This window comes from Ruegeria sp. R13_0, from assembly GCF_017743995.1.
In the GTDB taxonomy this organism is placed as follows: Bacteria; Pseudomonadota; Alphaproteobacteria; order Rhodobacterales; family Rhodobacteraceae; genus Ruegeria.
In genome coordinates this window covers 32,186-47,716 of the sequence record NZ_JAGHRB010000023.1, presented here as the reverse complement: position 1 = coordinate 47,716, position 15,531 = coordinate 32,186, and the positions used below count along the sequence as shown (strand labels likewise).

The following is a 15,531-nucleotide window of genomic DNA, read 5'->3' as shown; positions in this document are numbered from 1 at the left end:
CGGAGGATATTCAGGGCATCCTTGATGAAATCCGGACCCTCCGGACAGATATGGCTCAGACCACCCGCAGGCTGAGCACGGTTGAAAAACGCCTGCGCGCCAGACTTTGACATCGGCGCAATCGCGATCTTCAGGCATGACCTATGGTCATGCCTCAAATAACAAAAAAGGAGCAGATGATGACAGGACCGGATCCCAGCCTTGTGTCCGTTGATCCGGCGCAAGGCACCCGTTCGGACACCATATCCGAGCCCGTCGCAACCCCTCTTGAGGTCCGCGAAAAGGCCGGATTGACCGTGGCGGAAATGGCCGAACTTATCGGGATGAGCGAGCTCGGTTACAAACTGTGGGAGAACGGAGCCCGCCGCCCTGGAGGGCCTGCGTTCAAACTTCTGGCGCTGCTGGATGCTCACCCGAAAGAAACGGTGGCTCGTCTTCGAAAACAGATTTGAACGATACGCCTGCAGTTCTTTTCGTTTTGAGACGGCGGCACGGAGCACTAACAACCGCTCCAAAGAGGCGATCCCGCTATATGCGAGATAGCGACAAGTGTCTGCTTTGGTGCCTCAGCGAGACTTTGAATGTCCGTTTCTCGGCGCGTTTTTGACGTTCTAAAGTCGAGATTATGCACTGCAGGGAACTGGAGTTTTGCCGACAAAATGTGAGATCGGACTCGTCTGGATTTTGCTTGTGCAGCGTGTCCTTCAGGGCCGACGCCTCCGACCGGAGCTCTTTCACCTCAGGCCTCTCTGAAGAGTATTTCAATATTGTGCCCGTCAGGATCAAAGATGAAAGCGGCATAGTACCCCGGTTCATAGTGGTCGCGATATCCCGGCCTGCCGTTGCAGCGCCCACCACCTTCGATCGCCCCTTGATAGGCCGTCTCCACAGCTTTCTTCCCGGTGGCCTTTAAGCAAATATGCAAATGGGGTTTGGTGACGTTCCCTTCGGTGATTAGAAACGCGACGATACCGTCCATCTCAAATCCAAGCTCCCCGACTTCGACGTCGAAAAACGCTACCTTTGCCCCAATCGCTGAGAAAATCGGAGAGTAAACTCGTAGGCTGTGGATATATCGCCAACAGTGAACTCGACATGATCGAACATACCTATCCTTGTCTTGAGTGACTCGCTCAAGCGCCAGAGGCGTGGTCTGACTGATCTGAGTGACACAGTGAAAGTCAGAAGAACTATAATCACATCGCAGCGGACCGAAAGCCGCCATAAGTACTGGATGGACGAATGGCAAGAAACTCCGCATCGTTCCCGCTTTTCAGCCAACTTGCGAATGGCTGCGACAGCCTGGTGCAGTCGTTCGCAAGTTGTGCGGCGAAATTTGACTGCGAGCCCAAAGTACCAAATGCTGCGCCTTGTTTGAATGACCGCTTGGGTCGTAACAGCGAGATGTGCTTGTTGGCGTGTTATGCGAGTGGATTGGCGGTTGCGGCTATAAACTTTTGCCGTGTCGGAAGCTATGTTCTGTTCCGACACCAAGGATCACGCATATGCCAACGCCCGACCGAATAAAGACGCCCGACACTTTCTGGAAAGCCCTTGAGAGCCTGTCGATCAGCCGCGCTGCACTCTTGCGAGACGCAAAACTACCGTCCAGCGTGTTCTCGTCAGAGGGGCGAATGACAACGAAGCAACTCTTTACAATGTGGGAGGCCCTTCAAAGCCTCGGTGGCGATGACATTGGCCTCAGTTTGACGGAAACGATGCACGGTGCGACCCTTCCTCCGTCCTTTCTTGTCGCGTTCCATGCCAGGAATGTCGGAGAGGCTTTGCACCGCATTGCTAGGTTCAAAGCGCTTTGCGCGCCTGAAGAATTTCGGGTGACAGTCGAGGATGACGAGTGCGTCGTGACCACAGTCTGGACCTTTGCCCATCAGACAGAACCCAACGCGCTGACTGATGCAACAGATGCAGCTGACGAGAAAGACTTGAAACCCAACATGGGCCTGATCCGACGTTTGATGAAGCGATGGTCTTGTTCAATGATGTTGTTGAGGTACTTCCGTCTGACCATCTCAATAGGTACCGGACAACCAAAGCCTTTCAGCATCTTGTTTATTGCTTTGATGCCAGCAGTGTTAGCCCCGCTTTTGTCGATGACAATCTTCCGTGGTAATCCGTTTACCTCAAGCGCACGAGCAAAGAACTTCGTTGCAGCAGCTTTGTTCCTGCGTTTGGATAGCATGAAGTCTAGGGTCTTGCCGTATTTGTCGATGGCCCGATAGAGATAAACCCACTCACCCTTCACTTTCACATAGGTCTCATCCATGCGCCATGAACGATCGGCAGGACGCTTTTTGTGCCGCGAAGCATCAGCGAGAAGACCGGCATATCGGCTCACCCAGCGGTTCAAGGTCGCGTGATCGAGTTCAACGCCGCGTTCCGCCATGATTTCTTCCAGATCCCGGTATGAAACACCGTAGCGTAGGTAGAAGAAAACCGCGTACAAGATCACTTCTTTCGGAAAATGTGCGCCTTTGAATGAGATTGTCACGGTCTGCTCCTGTCATTTAGAGCATGCGCTACCAAAACGACACTCAGTCTGACAGATGGGAAAAAGTTTGCGACAAAACCTTCGCTACGCAAGCGAAATCTGGAGGTCTACGAATGAGAAAAAAGCCGGACAATACTGACCTTGGAATCTATACCTTCGCTGACTTAGGATCCTCCGCACTGGCAGCTAAGGCTTCGCCCCTCAACACGAAAGACCGCCAAAGCGGTCATCCCACAGCGAGTTTGGAAACTGCTTGATCGTTCCTTTGCCAGATAGCGCTCGGGCATGCAAGCGACGGGACTTGGCCCAGCCCGCAGCCAGAGCTAGCAAATTGGTACCAAGATCATGAAATTGGACTTCTTCGCGCAAGGAAAGCGAAGACGGGCAACACTGTCACGATCCAGACCACGCTATAAATTGCGGATGGGATGGCATAAGCGCTTAACTCATCGGTGCCAGGCAACAGCAAGGTGGCAATTGCGATGCCCAAGGCCCCGTTTTGAACGCCGGTTTCAATTGAAATCGTTTTAGCCTCAACATCCGTGCATCCGAGCAACCGTGAACTCATGACGCCTGTAAGCGTGAGCAACGCGCCTACACTAAAAAGTGCCGGTCCAAGTCTAAGGTAGTTTTCCGCGACCACCCCCCAGTTTGAAATGATCGCCCCTCCGACGACCACTGCAAAAAGTAGCATAGAGATTTTGCTAAAGACCGGCTCGATATCGGCGATGGTTTGCGACGCCGCAGATCGCACGGTCACGCCGGCCAGGATCGGTGCAACCGTCCACAAAAACATCGCCAAAACCGTCGAAGAAATGTCGACCGCAGGCGCTGCTGATCCCATGAACAACTGCATCGAAAACCCCAGGATGAGCGGTACGGTCAGCACGCATGTCAGACTGAAGACTGCTGTGAGCGTAACGGACAAAGCGACATCCCAATTCGAAAGCTTGGTCACGATGTTACTGATCGCCCCGCCCGGGCAGGCTGCCAAAATCATGATGCCAACGGCTGTCTCGGAGGAAATCCCAAAGACAAGGATCACCATCAAAGCGATGCAAGGCAGAAAAATGATCTGGTTGAGCGCGCCAACGCAAAAGGCCCGTGGACGTCGTCCGATGCGTTGAAAGTCAGCCGCGGTCAGACCAAGGCCAAGGCAGAACATGATGATAACAACTGCGAGCGGCAGCAGCACAGATATGAAAATTTCGCCCATCTACCATGACCTCGATAACTGCATGCTTCTCGCGCGCTCTTGGACGATACCGTTCTGAAAATCTGATGACGAGGTTTATCAGTTTGGCGCATTTATCCTCAATCGCCCGAAGATCGTGACTGTCTATGTTTATTATACTTATCACGGGGTTGTGCGATCTGGCGCGGAAGGGCTTTCCAGTGCTAATCTCTCTGTATGGCAAGTGTAACCTACGCATTCGCCCGCGCGATGGCCAACGCCGCCGGGATGACGCTGAACGACGATGGCGCGCTGATTTCAAATGGCGCTGTCATGCTGCGTTTACCAGAGGCTCAGGACGGCCAATTGGCGGATGATGCTTATTTCGATTTGATCGATTGGATTCGTGCGCAACAAGCGGATGAGGCTGCGTTGGTTGAGGCCTATGCGAAGGCGATTGCAACCGATGATCTCGGCGTCCTTGGCCTGGCCGTAAAGACAGCTCCGACCTTGCGGCAATCTTTGCAACGGATCGAGCGTTATTTTCGTCTCGTCACGGACACCGCAGTTTACAGACTTGATGAAACCGGTGATCCGGTCCTTTGGATTTTTGAAGGACAAACACCACATCGCGCCGCCTTGGAGCTGCGCAACGAATGCGCGCTTGCGGCCTTTGCAAGCAACATGCATCGGTTTGTGGGTGATGGGTTGTCGCTCGCATATGTAACGTTTCAGCATGCTTGCAGACAAGAACCGGAACGTTACGCCGAATATTTCGGGTGCCCGGTTCGATTTGGGAGCGCTCACAACGCCATTGCGATGCGCCCAGCTATGCTGGATTGCGTAAATCGTCTTGGCGACCCGGGCTTGTCAGATTTCATGACGAAGCACTTGGATGAGGCATTCAACTCTCGCGATGACGACACCTCACTGAGCCAAACAATTGTCCACCGACTTACACCAGCCCTGAGCAACGGCGCACCACAAGCAGCGCATGTCGCCCAAGAGATGGGAATGAGTGAGCGCACGCTTTACCGCAGGCTGGCCGAAGAAGGACTGACCTATCGCGACGTTCTTGGTCAGGCACAAGTTGCACTTGCTCGTGACCTGCTCCGTGACGGTAAGGCGTCCATCGCCGAGATTGCCTTTATGACCGGGTTTTCGGAACAGAGCACGTTTAGCCGTGCCTTCAAACGTTGGGTCGGACAGGCTCCTGCTCGATTCCGGCAGCAAGCGACCTCCGACTAGACGCACAGCTCAAGACCACATGGCAGGTTCGGTCAAAACCTTGGCAGGGCCTGCCAATACCCAGGCCAATGTGGTGCCTAATTTCCTTTTTGTCAGACCCACCTGGGGCGCTGCCGAGTAAGGCAGACCGCTTTGCCCCTCTCAGACAAAGGAAATATGAAATGAGCAATCATGACCACAAACATGGAGCCGGCTGCGGCTGCGACGTCACGCCCGAACGCGTTGATATGGCGCGCCGCCGCCTCCTGACGCAAGCCGCCGGGGCGGCCGCTGCTGGGACAACACTCGCGGCTGGCGGGCAAGCATTTGCCGCGACCGACGAGGCCCGTGCCTACTACGCTGACCCGGAAAACCCGGGCCTTCCTCAAATCGACATGACGATCGAACCGGGGCGCACTGCGCTTGTGGTGACCGATCCCCAGATCGATTTTCTGTCCGAGGACGGTGTGACATGGGGCGTCGTTGGTGAAAGCGTGACCGAACAGGGCACCGTCGATAATATCGAACGGCTTTTCATTGCCGCCAAGGCGGCCGGGATGCCGGTCTTCATCTCGCCCCACTATTACTACCCGCATGACCACAAGTGGGAGTTCGAGGGCACGCTGGAAGCCACGATGCACAGCATCGGCATGTTTGACCGCCTCGGGCCGCTCAACCTGGACAATTTCGAAGGCTCAGGTGCCGACTGGATGCCTCAATACAAGAAGTACATCGAGGATGGCGAAACCATCATTTGTTCGCCCCACAAGGTTTACAGCCCTGCTCAGAACGACCTGAACCTGCAATTGCGCAAACGAAAGATCGACAAAGTGATCCTTGCGGGCATGTCCGCAAACCTGTGCACGCAGGCGCATCTCTATGAGCTGCTGGAGCTGGGCTACGAAGTTGCTGTCGTTCGCGATGCCACGGCCGGGGCCAAGGTGCCTGAAGGTGACGGGTATCTCGCCGCCATCATCAACTTCCGCATGGTCGCCAACGGTGTCTGGTGGACCGACGACGCGGTTGAGCGCATCGGCCAATCAGCCTGACCCGAACCGACTTTCCAAATTGATCCTGACATCAAGAAAGGACACAACATGAAACGCATCTTTACATTTCCTGCGCTTACAACAGCGCTGACTCTTGCCCTGGCGGCGGCCGCATTGGCCGATGATGAATACAACGTCTCGAACAGTCTGACGCTGACCGGACACCCCCTTGGTATGCACGGCGTCGATCCTGTGTCGATGTTTGAAGCTGAGAAACCCGAGAGGGGCAACGCCGCTTACACATCGGCTCATGACGGTGTGGACTACTATTTTGCATCACAGGCAGCGCAAGCCACGTTCGAAGCGGATCCGGCGGCACATCTGCCCCAATTCGGCGGTTTCTGCGCCTTTGGCGTCTATGTTGGCAAGAAGCTTGATGGCGATGTTCGCTATGCCGATATCGTCGACGGCAAACTCTATCTCTTTGTGAATGAAGACATCTTCAAGAAGTACCTTGAAGACAAAGAGACCGTGATCCAAGGCGCCCATGCGAAATGGGCAGATATCCACCACACGCCTGTCGGCAGCCTTTGACCAAGGAATTTGGTGGCTTTTGCCGGTCGGAGCCACCCCTGCCTCTCCCCTCCTCAAAAGACCGGCATTTCCACAAGACGCCCTGTCCGCAAGGACAATACGGGTGCGTTAAAATCTCATCCCAAAGGAAACCAGACATGACTGATTTTGAGACCTATACAATCGCCTCCGCCCCTGATGCCGCGAAACCAATTCTGGAAGCATCGCTGAAAGGGTATGGTTTTGTGCCCAACCTTTATGCGACCATGGCCGAAGCTCCCGCAATTCTGGAAGGCTACACCACACTTTCCGGCATCTTCGGAAAGACCAGCCTGTCAGAGACCGAGCGCCAGGTAATCCTGATGACCAACAACCGGTTGAACGGGTGCAAGTACTGCATGGCCGCCCATACCACGCTCTCACAGATGGCCGGTGTCCCCGAGGACGTCATCACCGCATTGCGAACCGGCAGCCCCATTGCCGACCCCAAGCTGGAAGCGCTGCGCAAATTTGCCATCGTGATCAACGAAAGCCGGGGCTGGCCCAGCGACGCCCAGATCGAGGTGTTTCTAGCGGCAGGTTACACACGCCAAACCATGCTGGAAGTCATCCTTGGCACCGCTTTGAAAGTCCTGTCGAACTATACGAACCATGTGGCGGACACCGCTTTGGATGATGCCTTTGTTCCAAATGCGTGGACCTCTTCGGTTTCGGCGGCGGCTGAATAGCGCGAACTCGTTTTTTTGTTGGTCGCGCGGTCAGAACTTGACCCTTTTCAAACAAGTAGGATATTGGATTTGATGCGCTCGGCCGCAAAATCGACGAAGTCGCGCACATTCGCAGACACGGTTCGTCCCTCTTTATGAACAAGATGGATGGGGATCTCGGGTGGTTCATATGACTTTGGAACAGTCTTGATCCGCCCATCTGCAATGTAGGGGGCGACTTGATAGGACAGAAGCCGTCCGACACCATGACCTTGCAATGCCAACTGGATCACATCGTCATTTGTGTTCATGCTGATGCGTGGGCTCATGCGTTTGGTGACAGTCTTCCTGCACATTGAAACGGCCGGATCACCTCGCCCAGGGAATCCAGTAACGTTGCGCCATGCATATGTCCTGCGACGCCGACTGCGCCGAGCGAGGTAAACTCGGGGTGACTGCTGCGCAATTCGCGGACTGTCTCCTCAAGCGCCGTGATCCAATCTGCGGGGTTCTGTTCGCTCCAACCGGGGTGTTTGTGTTCAGTGGAATAAGTCCGCTCTGCTGATCCGATCACACCCCCGTTTTCCGTCAGAAGCAAGGCGCGAAGCCCGGATGTTCCCAGATCTATGCAAGGTAGCTCATGCCACGTTGCCCCCCATCTGTGTCTTCAAACCGTTTATTGTTTTGTCCGCTGCGTGACCAGCGCGGGGGCGAGAGACTCATAGGATGGTATGATCAGATCAGCCCCTTGTTGACGGAGAAATTCACCATGCCGGTCTTCAATACCACGCAAGTGCGCCCCGCCCACAAATCCGACGCAGTACATGTTCGCCGCCTTGGCAGCGCGCACACCATAGGGTGAGTCCTCGATCACCAGGCAGTTTTCGGGTGCGACACCAACCCGGGCGGCCGCGTGCAAGAACAGGTCTGGCGCCGGTTTGCCGTGCTCAACCTGTTCGGCGCTGAAGACGTTTTCAAACAGCGCAGTCATCTGCATCGCTTTCAAGGCAACAGCGATCCGTTCGAATGTACCGCTTGAGGCGATGCAATACGGAACCTGCAGCGAAGCCAACACCCCCAAAAAGCTCGTTACATTGGAAATGGGTGAGAGTTCCCGCTTGAAGCGTCGGAACAGCTCAGCCTGCCAATCATGCGCAAAGGCGCTGGTGGATCGTTGCGTACAATGTTCAGCAACAAACGTTTCTATTGCAGCAAGAGATTTGCCCAGGAATTGCCGCCTGACTTCTTGCGTGGGCATGTCTATACCGTACTTGGTGAACGTCTCTTTCAATGTCGAGAGCGAGATAGTCTCACTATCGGCAATGACCCCGTCAAAATCGAAGATCACGAGGCTGAAGGCATCCAGCAGTAATGGAAGCTGAGTATCCGATTCCTGATCTGCGGGTTCCCCCTTTGTCATCACGCGCACCGCTACAGTGCAAGCTCGTCGGCGCCGAATTGATGCAGCCGAAGTTCGGGTATTCGAACGCCCACAATTTGACCGACTTGTGTATCGTCGTCGCCGGCCACACGCGCGACAATCTCGCTTTTGTCCGAGAGGATCAGGTACAGAAGGCTCTCGCCTCCAAGCTGTTCCTTGACCCGGACCGCGGCGTCGGCATTGCCTGCACCTTGTGGCACGAGCTCAAGATGTTCGGGCCGGCAGCCGACGAAAGCCGCATGCGGCTTGATAGTAAGGTTGCTCACCGTATTGCTTGGGGCAAACACATTCATGGCTGGTGAACCGATGAACTCGGCCACAAAACGGGACCGAGGTGCATGGTACAACTCCATCGGAGTGCCAACCTGTTCGACGCGCCCTCCATTCAAAACAACGATCTTGTCAGCCATGGTCATGGCTTCGACTTGATCGTGAGTCACATAAATCATTGTCGCGGCGAGCTGTTTGTGCAGGCCTTCCAGCTCGACCCGCATCTGCACCCGCAGTTTGGCATCAAGATTGGACAATGGCTCGTCAAACAGGAAAACCTTTGGATTCTTGACGATGGCCCGACCAATCGCGACACGCTGCCGCTGACCGCCCGAAAGCTGAGAGGGCTTGCGGTCAAGGTAGTCCTCCAGCTGTAGAATGCGCGCTGCTTCGGTGATCCGTTCCTGCCGTAGGGCAGGCGCAAACCCGTTGACTTTCATGCCGAAATCCATGTTTTCGCGCACGCTCATGTGGGGGTACAGGGCATAGGATTGGAACACCATTGCCAGCTCGCGATCAGCAGGTTCGGCATGGGTCACGTCACGCCCATCAATCTTAATGCTCCCCGAGTCCGCGCCCTCTAGCCCGGCCAGCGTACGCAACAAGGTTGATTTCCCACAGCCTGACGGCCCGACGAACACAACAAACTCTCCGTCCTCGATATCGAGACTGACGTCAAATAGCGCCTGTGTTTCACCATAAAACTTGTTGAGACCTTCAATATTGATGCCAGCCAAGGCGATCCCTCCCCAACGGCGAACGTCGCGGTTCGCGGTATCTTTTGTTTATCAGTAGGAACAAATGTATTGACTTTCAAGCCAGAAAAATACTTTTGTATGTGATGAGATGCAAAAGATCTTTGAACTGGGAGGAGACCTGAGAATGAAAACTCTTAGAAACTTGCTAGGTACCGCAGCAGTCGCAAGCATCGTCGCGACCGGCGCGGCAGTTGCAGATGATGGCTGGAGCCTGAAGAAGGCTGCAGAACCCTACGCGGGCACAACCATTGACGTCGTCTTCCTGCTGCGTCCGGGTTACGAGGCGATCGAAGCCATGCTGCCCGATTTCGAAGCGGAAACAGGCATCAAGGTAAACGTCATAAAGCACCCCTACGAAAACGCTCTGGGTGAACAGGTGCGGGATTTTGTAGCTGGCGGCGATCTGGACATCGCACTGATTGACCTTGTCTGGATTGGCAACTTTGCAGAAAACGACTGGATCATTCCTTTGGCGGATGTGCAGGCGAAGTTCCCTGATGCAGTTGACCCCGATCTGGACATCGACGACTTTTTCCCGCTGGTGCTGAACGCTTTTGGCGGATGGAATGACACGCTATATGGCCTGCCGTTCGACAACTATTCCGGCCTGATGTTCTATAACCGCTGCATGCTGGAAGAGGCCGGGTTCGACGGCCCACCGGAAACGTGGCAAGAGCTGAAAGACACCTATGGCCCGGCACTGACAAAAGACGGCAAATACGCCTTTGCGTTGCAGTCCAAGCGGAATGAAACCCAATCCGCCGACAGCTTTGCGCGGATGCTGTGGCCGTTTGGTGGCTCGTTCCTGGATGATGAATTCAAATCCAACCTGATGAGCGAGGAAAGCCAGGCAGGTCTGAAGTTCCGTCAGGATCTGATGGAATTCATGCCCGACGGCATCGTCGCATATGATCACGCCGAAACCGTCAACGGGTTCAGTCAGGGCGACATCGCAATGATCACCGAATGGTCGGCCTTCTATTCGTCAGTCGTCTCGCCCGAGACATCGAAAGTGGCGGATTGCGTTGAAATCGCGCCCGAGCCCACAGGCCCTGCAGGCCGCAAGCCAGCCCTAGGCGGGTTCTCTCTGGCCGTCGCTTCACAAGCAGACGAAGCCGAACAAGCCGCAGCCTATTTGTTCATCCAGTGGGCAACCTCGAAAGCCAACGCGCGGGAATACCTTGAGCGCGGTGGCGTACCGGCCCGTCAGTCTGTCTATCAGGAAGACGGTCTGGAAGACTTCAAATTTGTCCCCGCGCTGGTCGAAAGCTGGCAGGACGGCGTGCCGGAATTCCGCCCCCGTTTCGCGGAATGGCCCGAGATCACCGAGATCGTTCAGGAATGGGGCACGAAAATGATGCTGGGTGAGGTTTCGACCGAGGAAGGCGCACAAGAGATCGGTACCCGGATGGAGGCTGTGCTGGGCGCAGCCGGATACTACTCTGGCGACAAGCCACTGGCTCAGTAAACCAAAAAAGCAGGGGCGCATATTTGGCGCCCCTGCACCCTGTTCAAGAGGGTCAGCTGGAGGACGGACATGCGCGGCCAAGTACCCCGCAGAACAATATTTGCATTCATCGGTCCAGCGGTCATTGGCCTTGCCATGGTCGGAATCGCACCATTGCTCTACGCGGTCTGGACCTCGGCGCATTTCTACAACCTTACAAAGCTGAAACGGGTCGAGTTCATAGGTTTCGAAAACTATTGGACCGTTCTGACGGACGAAGTGTTCTGGCAGGCGATGGGCCGCACGTTTTTCCTGCTGGGTACGGCTCTGCCGCTGCAAATCGCACTCGGTCTGGGCATTGCGTTGGTGTTGCATCAACCCGGTCTGACACTGGTAAAAACACTGGCGCGCCTAAGCCTCGTTCTGCCGATGGCCACGACCTACGCGGTTGTGGGTCTTCTGGGTCAGGTGATGTTCAACCAGAAGTTTGGTGTAGTGAACCAGCTTTTGGGCGGGGCCGACATAAACTGGATCGGCGATCCCCAGAACGCTTTTGCCATGATTGTCTTCTGGGACGTCTGGCAATGGACACCGTTTGTAGCGCTGGTTCTTCTGGCAGGTCTGACCATGGTGCCGGGTGAAGTGGAAGAGGCTGCGCGCCTGGAAACCAAGTCCAAGTGGATTGTTCTGCGCTACGTGCAACTGCCATTTCTAGTTCCGGGTCTGGTTGCGGTGCTGATCCTGCGGACAGCGGACACGTTGAAACTGTTCGATATGGTATTCACTCTGACGCGCGGCGGTCCGGGATCGTCCACCGAGTTCATTTCGCTTATGATCCAACGGGTTGGGTTTCGCGGCTTTGATCAGGGGCTGGCCTCGGCGCAGGCGATCATACTGCTGATCATCACCATTGTACTTGCGCAGATTTACATCCGCGTTTTCTACAAAGAGGTCTGAGCCATGATGACGACCCGCTCATACTGGTCCCAGATTGCCTTGCTGGCTGCGATCATACTGGTCTGTGTCTTTCCGTTCTACTGGATGGTCACGACCTCGCTAAAAACACAGGTGGTGGCGCTCGAGTCTCCCCCGGTGTGGTTATTCGAACCGACATTGGCCAACTATCGTGAGGCTCTGTTCGAAGACGGGGTTATGCGGACGCTGATCAATTCGCTGATCATTGCGATCTCAACCACTCTTCTTGCGCTGGTTTTGGGCGTGCCCGCCGCCTTTGCGCTGGCTCGGTTCGAGTTTCGCGGAAAGAAAGACCTGTGGTTTTGGTTCATTACCAACCGGATGGTGTCACCCATCGTACTTGCGCTGCCGTTCTTTCTGATCGCCAGAAACCTGTCGTTGCTGGACAAACACATAACGCTGATCCTGATTTACCTGACCTTTAATCTGCCGATCGTCATCTGGATCGTGACCGATCAGTTTCGGGGCATCCCCTACGACTTGGACGAGGCTGCGCGGCTGGAGGGGGCCTCGCAGTTTACTATCATGCGTAAAATCTGTCTGCCGCTGGCCATGCCAGGGGTCGCGGTATCGGCCATCTTTTCCTTTATCTTTTCTTGGAACGAATTGATGTTTGGCCTGATCCTGACACGGACAGAAGCCAAAACAGCCCCCGCAATGGCAGTATCGTTTATGGAGGGCTACAACCTGCCCTACGGTAAGATCATGGCCACATCGACGCTGATCGTGATCCCGGTTCTGATCTTCGCGCTCATCGCCTCCAAACAATTGGTGCGTGGCCTGACGATGGGGGCCGTGAAATGAAGTCTTCGACCACTCCCTTTCCCGTTTCGTTGCGGTAGAACGGAACAAAAAGGAAAGGACATCCATGTCACGCTATATCAAACTCGACCAGATCGACCCGGAAGAACAGCTGTTGGTGCGGCTGTGCTGGGCTTGCGAGGTCGAGGGTATGACACAGGCCGACGCGGCCGAGCGGTTTGGAACAACGCGGCTGCGTGTCAACAAAGCGCTCAGCGAGGCGCGGCGGCGTGGCATTTTGCGTGTCAGTGTGGATTCCGTTTTTGCCGCAGCGGCGCAATTTGAATGGGAACTTGAGCGGCAGTTCAAGCTGACACGCGCAGTCGTGGTGCCTTCGCCCGAGAACCGGTTGTCAGTCACCCCGCTGGTTGCTGCAGGGCTGGGCGCGCATCTGGGCGAAGTTTTGAGCGACCCGAACCTGACCCATTTTGGCATGTCCTGGGGCAACACTCTTAACCTTGCCACGCGCCACATGCAGCCGCTCGACCGTCCTGATCTTGAGATCGTGTCGATCATGGGCGGCGTCTCGCGCGGATCGGACGTGAACGGGTACGAGATCACAACGCGGCTGGCTGATTTATGCAACGCCGAACACAGCTTTTTCACCGCGCCGCTTTATGCGGGTAGCCCGGAGAGTCAGGCACTGTTCATGGATCAGGATGTGATCCGGGATATGCTGGAAAAGATTCGCTCTTGCGGTGCAATTGCGCTGGCTACGGGGGATCTGGAGAGTTCGCTGCTGGTGCGTGATGCCTTGCCCAATGGGGTAGATCCGGCCGATCTGATCGCCAAAGGAGGAGTGGGCGATATAACCGGGCACATCTTGAATGCGGATGGTGAGCTGATTGATCATCCGTTGAACCAGTGCGTCATTGGCCTGTCGCTGGATGAGATGGCCGAAATAGACAACGTCATTCTGGCTGCAGGTGGCCTTCACAAGACGCCGATCATTGCTGCGGCCCTGAAGCGCGGTTTTGTCGACACGCTTGTTACGGATGAGAACACGGCAGCCGCTTTGCTTGAAACCAACGGAACATAAGAGAGGTGTAGGATGGCCATAGCTCTGGTTCTGGAAGAAGCCCGTCGCCTGGCGTTGCGCGACATTGAGATGGCCGAGACATTGGGCCCTGAGGATGTCCGCGTCGCGATAGATACGGTCGGGGTGTGCGGCAGCGATGTTCACTACTATACCCATGGCAAGATTGGGCCGTTTGTCGTGAACGCGCCTATGGTGCTAGGACACGAAGCTGCAGGTGTGATCACAGAGGTCGGGTCAGACGTAACAGACCTAGGTGTCGGTGATCGGGTCTGTATGGAGCCCGGCATTCCCAATACCCGGTCCAAGGCCGCAAAGCTTGGTGCCTACAATGTGGACCCATCTGTGCGGTTTTGGGCCACGCCTCCGGTGCATGGCTGCCTGACCCCTTCGGTCGTACATCCTGCGGCGTTCACCTATCGCTTGCCCGACCACATCAGCTTTGCCGAAGGGGCAATGGTCGAGCCCTTTGCGATTGGCATGCAGGCAGCAACCAAAGCGAAGATCAAACCGGGTGATGTGGCGCTTGTCACCGGTGCAGGGCCAATTGGCATAATGGTGGCTCTGGCCGCGCTGGCTGGTGGTTGCGCCAAGGTCTATATTTCTGACCTGGTTGGGGAAAAACTGTCGGTTGCTGCGCAATATGACAATATCGAACCTATTTTGATCGGACGCGATGACCCCTCAGCCGTTTTGCGCGACGCGACCGAAGGGTGGGGCGCAGATGTGGTTTTCGAATGTGCCGGTGCTGCCGCTTCAATTCAAACAGCGCTCCACGTCGTAGCCCCTGCGGGCTGTGTGATCTGGGTGGGCATGCCGGTCGATCCGGTGCCAGTGGACATTGTTCTGGCTCAGTCCAAGGAAATCAGGATGGAGACGGTTTTTCGCTATGCCAATATGTATGACCGGGCCATAGCTTTGCTTGGATCGGGTAAAGTGGATCTGAAACCACTGATCACTGAAACATTTGACTTTGAGAACAGCATCGAAGCGTTCGACCGTGCAGTTGAGGCGCGACCAACAGATGTCAAAATCCAGATTCGGTTGGACCGAACATGACCGACGTTTTGGACAATTTGGCTGAACAGGTCCTGTCTGAACTACGACCGGGCTTGTCCGGTCACGTTTTGAAACAGATCGCGCCCTTATCTGAGGCTCTTGTCAATTCACGGCGCATCCTGTGCTACGGTGTCGGTCGAGAGGGCCTGATGATGAAGGCACTTGCGATGCGGCTGTTTCACTTGGGGTGCGACGCCCATGTGGTCGGCGACATGACGGCGCCATCTGTCGGGGCATCTGACATCCTGCTTGTCAGCGCAGGACCGGGGCATTTTTCAACCGTGGCCGCGTTGGTGGGCGTTGCGCGGGAGGCCGGTGCCAAAGTCGTTTGCATCACTGCAGAACCCGAGGGTGCCGTGCCACAGGTCGTGGATCTGACCGTTCACCTTCCCGCGCAAACCATGGCCGCAGACGAAGGTTCTGATGCCACGTCTGTGCTGCCGATGGGGTCGCTCTATGAGGCACTCATGTTCCTGTTCTTCGAGCTTCTTGTGCTGGACCTGCGCGAAAGAATGGCCGTCACACCCGAGGCTATGCGCGGCAATCACACGAATTTGGAATAGCT

General features: G+C 55.5%; 17 protein-coding genes and 2 pseudogenes. 12 read left to right on the top strand and 7 right to left on the bottom strand.

What is annotated here, in order from left to right:
• Positions 1 to 179 precede the first annotated feature (179 nt).
• Positions 180 to 452, top strand: a complete 273-nt coding sequence (locus tag J7394_RS21175) for a DNA-binding transcriptional regulator (protein ID WP_209255958.1) — start codon at positions 180 to 182, stop codon at positions 450 to 452.
• A 287-nt stretch (positions 453 to 739) separates the two neighbouring features.
• Here the strand turns inward: J7394_RS21175 and J7394_RS21170 are convergent, their stop codons facing one another.
• Positions 740 to 979 (bottom strand): hypothetical protein, encoded by a 240-nt coding sequence (locus J7394_RS21170; protein ID WP_209255957.1) that lies wholly within the window; start codon positions 977 to 979, stop codon positions 740 to 742.
• A 526-nt stretch (positions 980 to 1,505) separates the two neighbouring features.
• Between J7394_RS21170 and J7394_RS23175 the strand changes: the two are divergent.
• Positions 1,506 to 1,919, top strand: a pseudogene (locus J7394_RS23175) (AraC family transcriptional regulator ligand-binding domain-containing protein); the annotation flags it as partial.
• 2 nt (positions 1,920 to 1,921) lie between these two features.
• Here J7394_RS23175 and J7394_RS21160 read toward each other — a convergent pair.
• Together J7394_RS21160 and J7394_RS21155 are read right to left on the bottom strand one after the other, a co-directional pair.
• Positions 1,922 to 2,509: pseudogene (locus J7394_RS21160) on the bottom strand (IS6 family transposase); the annotation flags it as partial.
• A 343-nt stretch (positions 2,510 to 2,852) separates the two neighbouring features.
• Positions 2,853 to 3,725 (bottom strand): bile acid:sodium symporter family protein, encoded by an 873-nt coding sequence (locus J7394_RS21155; protein ID WP_209255955.1) that lies wholly within the window; start codon positions 3,723 to 3,725, stop codon positions 2,853 to 2,855.
• Positions 3,726 to 3,971: 246 nt separating this feature from the next.
• On the opposite strand from J7394_RS21155, the gene J7394_RS21150 reads away from it, so the two are divergent.
• The 4 genes from J7394_RS21150 to J7394_RS21135 all read left to right on the top strand — a co-directional run bounded on the left by J7394_RS21150 (position 3,972) and on the right by J7394_RS21135 (position 7,200).
• A complete protein-coding gene (locus J7394_RS21150) occupies positions 3,972 to 4,931 on the top strand; it encodes an AraC family transcriptional regulator (protein ID WP_247748348.1) in 960 nt (319 codons plus the stop codon).
• A 161-nt stretch (positions 4,932 to 5,092) separates the two neighbouring features.
• Complete coding sequence (locus tag J7394_RS21145; protein WP_209255953.1) at positions 5,093 to 5,959, top strand: cysteine hydrolase; 867 nt, start codon at positions 5,093 to 5,095, stop codon at positions 5,957 to 5,959.
• A 48-nt stretch (positions 5,960 to 6,007) separates the two neighbouring features.
• Positions 6,008 to 6,493, top strand: coding sequence for a YHS domain-containing (seleno)protein (locus tag J7394_RS21140; protein WP_209255952.1), 486 nt, complete (start codon positions 6,008 to 6,010; stop codon positions 6,491 to 6,493).
• 137 nt (positions 6,494 to 6,630) lie between these two features.
• Positions 6,631 to 7,200 (top strand): carboxymuconolactone decarboxylase family protein, encoded by a 570-nt coding sequence (locus tag J7394_RS21135; protein WP_209255951.1) that lies wholly within the window; start codon positions 6,631 to 6,633, stop codon positions 7,198 to 7,200.
• Between the two features lie 47 nt (positions 7,201 to 7,247).
• Here J7394_RS21135 and J7394_RS21130 read toward each other — a convergent pair whose 3' ends face one another.
• From J7394_RS21130 to J7394_RS21115, 4 genes are all read right to left on the bottom strand, one after another.
• Entirely contained in the window at positions 7,248 to 7,535 is a 288-nt protein-coding gene (locus J7394_RS21130; protein ID WP_371812121.1) for a LysR substrate-binding domain-containing protein, read from the bottom strand.
• Positions 7,505 to 7,753, bottom strand: a complete 249-nt coding sequence (locus tag J7394_RS21125; protein WP_371812120.1) for an FGGY family carbohydrate kinase — start codon at positions 7,751 to 7,753, stop codon at positions 7,505 to 7,507. Before J7394_RS21125 ends, J7394_RS21130 begins: the two co-directional genes overlap by 31 nt.
• Positions 7,754 to 7,855: 102 nt before the next feature.
• Positions 7,856 to 8,599 (bottom strand): HAD family phosphatase, encoded by a 744-nt coding sequence (locus J7394_RS21120; RefSeq protein ID WP_209255950.1) that lies wholly within the window; start codon positions 8,597 to 8,599, stop codon positions 7,856 to 7,858.
• A gap of 11 nt (positions 8,600 to 8,610) precedes the next feature.
• Complete coding sequence (locus J7394_RS21115; RefSeq protein ID WP_209255949.1) at positions 8,611 to 9,627, bottom strand: ABC transporter ATP-binding protein; 1,017 nt, start codon at positions 9,625 to 9,627, stop codon at positions 8,611 to 8,613.
• Positions 9,628 to 9,772: 145 nt separating this feature from the next.
• Between J7394_RS21115 and J7394_RS21110 the strand changes: the two genes are divergently transcribed.
• The 6 genes from J7394_RS21110 (at position 9,773) to J7394_RS21085 (ending at position 15,529) form a co-directional block, all read left to right on the top strand.
• Positions 9,773 to 11,116, top strand: coding sequence for an ABC transporter substrate-binding protein (locus J7394_RS21110; RefSeq protein ID WP_209255948.1), 1,344 nt, complete (start codon positions 9,773 to 9,775; stop codon positions 11,114 to 11,116).
• Between the two features lie 69 nt (positions 11,117 to 11,185).
• Positions 11,186 to 12,052 (top strand): carbohydrate ABC transporter permease, encoded by an 867-nt coding sequence (locus tag J7394_RS21105; protein ID WP_209255947.1) that lies wholly within the window; start codon positions 11,186 to 11,188, stop codon positions 12,050 to 12,052.
• Positions 12,053 to 12,055: 3 nt separating this feature from the next.
• Positions 12,056 to 12,874 carry a carbohydrate ABC transporter permease gene (locus J7394_RS21100; RefSeq protein WP_209255946.1) on the top strand — a complete coding sequence of 273 codons (819 nt, stop codon included), beginning with the start codon at positions 12,056 to 12,058 and terminating at the stop codon, positions 12,872 to 12,874.
• 64 nt (positions 12,875 to 12,938) lie between these two features.
• Positions 12,939 to 13,910 (top strand): sugar-binding transcriptional regulator, encoded by a 972-nt coding sequence (locus tag J7394_RS21095; protein ID WP_209255945.1) that lies wholly within the window; start codon positions 12,939 to 12,941, stop codon positions 13,908 to 13,910.
• A gap of 12 nt (positions 13,911 to 13,922) precedes the next feature.
• On the top strand, positions 13,923 to 14,966 hold the full coding sequence (locus J7394_RS21090) for an NAD(P)-dependent alcohol dehydrogenase (RefSeq protein WP_209255944.1): 1,044 nt from the start codon (positions 13,923 to 13,925) through the stop codon (positions 14,964 to 14,966).
• Entirely contained in the window at positions 14,963 to 15,529 is a 567-nt protein-coding gene (locus tag J7394_RS21085) for an SIS domain-containing protein (protein ID WP_209255943.1), read from the top strand. The genes J7394_RS21090 and J7394_RS21085 overlap by 4 nt, the downstream gene beginning before the upstream one ends.
• Positions 15,530 to 15,531: the final 2 nt, after the last annotated feature.

Bases quoted from the DNA above. Each gene is read 5' to 3' on its own strand.
- J7394_RS21090 (WP_209255944.1), top strand. From the start codon at position 13,923: ATGGCCATAGCTCTGGTTCTGGAAGAAGCCCGTCGCCTGGCGTTGCGC.
- J7394_RS21110 (WP_209255948.1), top strand. From the start codon at position 9,773: ATGAAAACTCTTAGAAACTTGCTAGGTACCGCAGCAGTCGCAAGCATC.
- J7394_RS21155 (WP_209255955.1), bottom strand. From the start codon at position 3,725: ATGGGCGAAATTTTCATATCTGTGCTGCTGCCGCTCGCAGTTGTTATC.
- J7394_RS21095 (WP_209255945.1), top strand. From the start codon at position 12,939: ATGTCACGCTATATCAAACTCGACCAGATCGACCCGGAAGAACAGCTG.
- J7394_RS21100 (WP_209255946.1), top strand. From the start codon at position 12,056: ATGATGACGACCCGCTCATACTGGTCCCAGATTGCCTTGCTGGCTGCG.
- J7394_RS21130 (WP_371812121.1), bottom strand. From the start codon at position 7,535: ATGTGCAGGAAGACTGTCACCAAACGCATGAGCCCACGCATCAGCATG.
- J7394_RS21145 (WP_209255953.1), top strand. From the start codon at position 5,093: ATGAGCAATCATGACCACAAACATGGAGCCGGCTGCGGCTGCGACGTC.
- J7394_RS21135 (WP_209255951.1), top strand. From the start codon at position 6,631: ATGACTGATTTTGAGACCTATACAATCGCCTCCGCCCCTGATGCCGCG.
- J7394_RS21150 (WP_247748348.1), top strand. From the start codon at position 3,972: ATGACGCTGAACGACGATGGCGCGCTGATTTCAAATGGCGCTGTCATG.
- J7394_RS21140 (WP_209255952.1), top strand. From the start codon at position 6,008: ATGAAACGCATCTTTACATTTCCTGCGCTTACAACAGCGCTGACTCTT.
- J7394_RS21120 (WP_209255950.1), bottom strand. From the start codon at position 8,599: ATGACAAAGGGGGAACCCGCAGATCAGGAATCGGATACTCAGCTTCCA.
- J7394_RS21105 (WP_209255947.1), top strand. From the start codon at position 11,186: ATGCGCGGCCAAGTACCCCGCAGAACAATATTTGCATTCATCGGTCCA.
- J7394_RS21175 (WP_209255958.1), top strand. From the start codon at position 180: ATGACAGGACCGGATCCCAGCCTTGTGTCCGTTGATCCGGCGCAAGGC.
- J7394_RS21085 (WP_209255943.1), top strand. From the start codon at position 14,963: ATGACCGACGTTTTGGACAATTTGGCTGAACAGGTCCTGTCTGAACTA.
- J7394_RS21170 (WP_209255957.1), bottom strand. From the start codon at position 979: ATGGACGGTATCGTCGCGTTTCTAATCACCGAAGGGAACGTCACCAAA.